Source organism: Planomonospora algeriensis (assembly GCF_977012225.1).
This window is the reverse complement of the sequence record NZ_CDRNDK010001193.1, coordinates 1-223: the sequence shown is the minus strand read 5'-3', so window position 1 is coordinate 223 and position 223 is coordinate 1. Positions and strand designations below refer to the sequence as shown.

Below are 223 nucleotides of genomic sequence, written 5' to 3'. Positions count from 1 at the left end.
ACCGCCCAGGCGTTCGACCGGTGGCTTGCCCAGGGGCATGATGTGGCCTTCTACCGGGCCACCGACGGCCGCGTACTCGCCCGGCCTGCGGGCCGGGCCGAGTTCCCGTCGAAGAAACTGCTCAGTGACCGGTACGGCTCCGCCGACCTGATCGAGGTGTTCCTCAATCCCTCCCCGGCGGTGGGGGAGCACCATGATGAGGAGTTCGACGACGAGGAGGAAC

1 protein-coding gene is annotated in these 223 nt (G+C 68.2%); it reads left to right on the top strand.

Features of this window, described 5'->3' with window-relative positions; translation table 11 throughout:
- Positions 1-42: 42 nt before the first annotated feature.
- A partial coding sequence (locus tag ACWJ6R_RS38390; RefSeq protein WP_449066855.1) for a hypothetical protein occupies positions 43-223 on the top strand: 181 nt, incomplete at its 3' end.